4 protein-coding genes and 1 pseudogene are annotated in these 4,590 nt (G+C 38.6%); 2 read left to right on the forward strand and 3 right to left on the reverse strand.

The annotated features are described in order from the left end of the window. Positions 1-291, forward strand: a pseudogene (locus AC1DPQ_RS18570) (hypothetical protein); the annotation flags it as partial. Between the two features lie 50 nt (positions 292-341). On the opposite strand, the gene AC1DPQ_RS18575 reads toward AC1DPQ_RS18570, so the two are convergent. Together AC1DPQ_RS18575 and AC1DPQ_RS18580 are read right to left on the reverse strand one after the other, a co-directional pair. Next, positions 342-1,166, reverse strand: a complete 825-nt coding sequence (locus AC1DPQ_RS18575) for an ion transporter (RefSeq protein WP_477610493.1) — start codon at positions 1,164-1,166, stop codon at positions 342-344. A 34-nt stretch (positions 1,167-1,200) separates the two neighbouring features. Next, positions 1,201-2,079 (reverse strand): SDR family oxidoreductase, encoded by an 879-nt coding sequence (locus tag AC1DPQ_RS18580; RefSeq protein ID WP_477610494.1) that lies wholly within the window; start codon positions 2,077-2,079, stop codon positions 1,201-1,203. A gap of 167 nt (positions 2,080-2,246) precedes the next feature. On the opposite strand from AC1DPQ_RS18580, the gene AC1DPQ_RS18585 reads away from it, so the two are divergent. After that, a complete protein-coding gene (locus AC1DPQ_RS18585; RefSeq protein ID WP_477610495.1) occupies positions 2,247-3,596 on the forward strand; it encodes an alpha-L-fucosidase in 1,350 nt (449 codons plus the stop codon). Positions 3,597-3,797: 201 nt separating this feature from the next. On the opposite strand, the gene cobA is transcribed toward AC1DPQ_RS18585, so the two are convergent. After that, positions 3,798-4,562: a uroporphyrinogen-III C-methyltransferase gene (gene cobA / locus AC1DPQ_RS18590; protein WP_230141651.1), complete on the reverse strand. Its 765-nt coding sequence runs from the start codon at positions 4,560-4,562 to the stop codon at positions 3,798-3,800. Between the last annotated feature and the right edge of the window lie 28 nt (positions 4,563-4,590).

The raw sequence follows: 4,590 nt of genomic DNA on the forward strand, positions 1-4,590 counted from the left end.
GAAGAAATTCAGAATATCGAACAGTTCCAGATCAACCGTTCGGAAGGAAATGCAGCCGAGGGTCACGCCACTCCTGAGCCATCTGAAGACAATGAATATACAGATGATGAAGTGCAATATGCTGATGGCGAAGGCACACAATTAAATGAAGAAATCAAAGGTCCGGAAGACGAAGAAGATGAGGATGACGATGACGATGAAGCAGAAACGGATGACTATAACGAATCTGATATAGAAGAACTGAATAAAGATCCGAATGCATACGATGATGAAGATAGCGAAATGTTATAAGTCATTATTTCCATTATAAAAGATGCCAGGTTAGTAATTATCTGGCATTTTTATTTAAACAAAGAGGATCCACAATATTTGCAAAACAAGGCATCGCTATCATGCCCTTCTCTACTACAGCTCGGACAGGATTCGGGTAATTCTTTTTTCTGTCTGGCCGCAACAGCAATATCGTGGGTAATAATCCCGGTGGGTACAGCAATAATGGCATAACCGATCAGCATCACTACAGAAGCCACAAACTTACCCAGTGGCGTGATGGGCGAAATATCGCCATAACCAACAGTTGTAATGGTTACAATGGCCCAATAAATACTTTCGGGGATATTCGAAAATCCATTTTCGCGCTTTTCTACCAAATACATAATAGAACCAAGAATTACGGTGATGGTTAAAACGGTTAGCAGGAATATGCTGATTTTCCGCACACTGTTTTTCAGTGCCTGGGTTAAAAAATTAATCTCTGTTAAAAAATGTCCGAGTTTGAATATCCTGAAAACACGAAGTAACCTTAGTGCCCTAAAAACCAGTAAAGATTGTGCACCAATAAAAAAGATACTCAAATAAGACGGTAACAATGCAATCAGATCGATAATACCTAATGGACTGATCACATAACTGATCGGTTTTCTGATACTCACCAATCTTAAAATGTATTCGACTGTGAAAAGCGCGGCGAAAATCCATTCCATAATATTAAACAGTTTGCCGTATTGCCGATGGATACCAATAACGCTATCGAGCATTACCACAATGATACTCGAAAATATGGCAATCAATAAACCAATATCAAATGCCTTACCTGCAGGTGTATTCGATTCGTAAATAACTTCATGAAGCTTAAAACGCCAATCTTTAGGTGGATCTGATGCCATGGAAATGGTTTAAATATGATTAAAGGTAAAGAAATTAACCGTTTACCACTTCTCCGCCATTTACATGGATTACCTGTCCGGTGATAAATGAAGCATCGTCTGAAGCGAGAAATACATAAGATGGTCCAAGTTCTGAGGGTTGACCAGCCCTTTCCATGGCTGTTTCACACCCAAATGACTTAATCTTTTTTTCATCGAAAGTAGATACAATGAGTGGTGTCCACACGGGTCCCGGTGCGACAGCGTTTACCCGGATACCTTTTTTGGCTAAATTTGTAGCGAGCGAACGTGTAAAAGAAGTTATTGCGCCTTTTGTTGAAGAGTAATCGATCAGATTTGGCGAAGAACGATAAGCCGTTACTGAGGTGGTATTGATAATGGTATCGCCTGCCTGAAAATATTCCAATACCTCATGCGCAAAGTAAAAATAGCCAAATATGTTAGTACGGAAAGTATCTTCCAACTGTTTATCGTCGATCTTTTTTGGATCTTTCTGCGGAACCTGCATGCCGGCATTATTTACCAAAATATTGATCTTTCCAAACTTTTTAACAGTTGTTTTTACTGCTTTTCTACAAAATGAAGGCTTTTTAACATCTCCTTTAATCAATAAACAATTTTTACCCTCAACTTCAACCATTTTCTGGGTTTCTTTTGCATCAACATCCTCATCCAGATAAACAATAGCAATGTTGGCACCTTCCCTTGCAAAATGAACTGCTACCGAACGACCAATGCCACTATCTCCACCGGTAATCAGGGCAACCTTATCATTCAGTTTTCCTGCTCCCTTATAGTTTGCTTTAATTACTTCAGGTCTTGGATCCATCTTCGCCTCTATCCCTGGTTGTTTGTTCTGTTTAGCAGGTGTTTTTTGAGTTTCCATCGTTTCTTTTGTCAAATTAAGTTTCACAACATTGCCAATTAAACAAGAATAGCATCTTCAAAGTTTTAAGAAACTCAACCTTCTCCGTTAAAACTTAAACCAATTTAACTTAATATTTTGCTCATATTCCATCATTTTGAAAGGATATACCTCAGTAAATTAGCCCATTAAATGCTAACCAAAAGAAACCGAAAATGAGAAAAACAATTTTATCAGCTTTGTTCATACTGGGCTTAACCTTACCTGGCTTTGCTCAAAAACGATTAGGCAATGAAACCGTTGCCCAAAAAACCAAAAGAATGGAATGGTGGACYGATGCACGCTTCGGCATGTTTATCCACTGGGGCCTATATGCATTACCAGCCCGTCATGAGTGGGTAAGAAATTACGAACACATTACCAACGAAAACTATCAGAAATACTTCGATCAGTTTAATCCCGATTTATTTAACCCTAAAAAATGGGCCAGAGAAGCTAAAGAAGCAGGCATGAAATATGCCGTGTTAACCACCAAACACCATGAAGGTTTTACTTTATTTGATAGTAAATTTACTGATTATAAGGCAACCAATACACAAGCCAAAAGAGATTTGGTTAAAGAATTTGTTGAGGCTTTTCGCGCCGAGGGTATAAAAGTAGGCTTTTATTATTCGCTGATTGATTGGCATCATCCCGATTTTCCTGTTGATATGCACCATCCTTTAAGGCCTGATAAGGACCATGAAGATCAGTATGCGGTATTGAACAAAAACAGGGATATAGCCAAATACCGTAAGTACCTATACGATCAGGTAACCGAGTTACTTACTAAATATGGCAAAATCGACATTCTTTGGGCAGATTTCTCTTATCCGGGCAAACATGGTAAGGGTCGTGATGATTGGGGTTCGGTAGCATTACTTAAGCAGATTAGAAAACTGCAGCCACAAATTATTGTAGATAACCGCCTGGATCTTAATGATTATGAAGATGGTACAGATTTCGAAACACCTGAACAGGTTAGTCCGAAGGAATTAGAAAAATACCGCGGCAAAGTTTGGGAAACCTGCCAAACCTTTTCAGGCTCGTGGGGCTACCACCGTGACGAAAACACCTGGAAAAGCAACAGGAAGTTATTAGATCTTTTGATTACTTCAGTAGCCAATGGAGGAAATTTATTATTAAATGTTGGGCCCACTGCGCGTGGTGAGTTTGATAGCAGAGCAAACGTTGCTTTAGATAGCCTAAGCCTTTGGATGCACGCCAATTCGAAATCTATTTATCATTGTACTTTCGCCCCAACCGAATTTAAAGCGCCCGAAGGAGTAAAACTCACTTACAATAGCGACACCAAAAAACTGTATTTGCATTTGTTCGAATATCCAAATACGGGCTACATTACGCTGGATGGATATAAAGAGAAGGCGAAATACGCGCAGTTTTTACATGACAACTCTGAAATACAGATTGACGCTCAAAAATCGACCGGGAATACCTTGGTGTTAAAACTACCAAAGAAAAAACCCGACTTCGAAATCCCGGTAATCGAATTGACTTTAAATTAATCAATCCATATTAATTATTGGCCTGCAAGTTAAACCTTGCGGGCTTTTTTATTGATAACATTTAGACAGTTAATCTATTTGGCTGACCATTGGGATTTAAGGGAGTTAAGATTTTAGTTATCACGTATGCAATCAACCATGAATCTATAAACTATCAACCAATGTAGTAATGATCAATTACGAATGAACTAATGAACCGTTCTACGCTGATAAAAGTTCTCCCTGATTTAAGTTCGCATAAGCTTTAGCCTGCACCACATTACCTATAATAATAATAGCAGGATAAGTTAAGCCTGCCTGTTCAGCAGATTCCTGTAAATTTTGCACTGAACATACCACTTGTTTTTGGTTGGGCAAGGTAGCATGCTGAATAACTGCCGCAGGCATATCACCTAAGCCCGCATCACAATAAGCTTTAGAGATTTCGCCAACTTTTTTCATACCCATATATATAACAACTGTAGCGGAACTTTTCATGGCACACTTTAAATCGTTGGTCAAACTTCCGTCCTTCTTGGTTCCGGTAAGGATCCAAACACTTTCACTAATGCCGCGGTGTGTTAAAGGAACATCAATAAAACCTGCGCCCTGCATACTACTTATACCTGGAATGTAATGACATTTGATGCCCCTAGCCTCCGCATAAATCAATTCTTCGAAGCCTCTGCCAAAAATAAAAGGATCTCCCCCCTTTAAACGCACCACTACTTGATAATTTTGGGCATTTTCGACAATTAATTCATTTATTTTCTCTTGTGGTGTGTATTTTCCATAAGGTTGCTTGCCAACATAGATCATTTTGCAATTTTTCGGTGCAATCTCTAGCAATTTCTCATTACTTAAGTTATCATACAGAATAACTTCTGCTCTTTTTAGCACATTAAAAGCTTTCATAGTGATCAATTCAGGATCTCCAGGACCTCCACCCATTATAAAAAGTCCAAAATCGTTAGTTTTTTGATTCATAATTTTAATGATTTAACTATTTAAACAT

The organism is Pedobacter sp. 01T416_2 (assembly GCF_056398925.1).

What these genes read in the sequence shown, in the direction of transcription:
- AC1DPQ_RS18575 (WP_477610493.1), bottom strand. Translation starts at nt 1,166, where the DNA reads ATGGCATCAGATCCACCTAAAGATTGGCGTTTTAAGCTTCATGAAGTT.
- cobA (WP_230141651.1), bottom strand. Translation starts at nt 4,562, where the DNA reads ATGAATCAAAAAACTAACGATTTTGGACTTTTTATAATGGGTGGAGGT.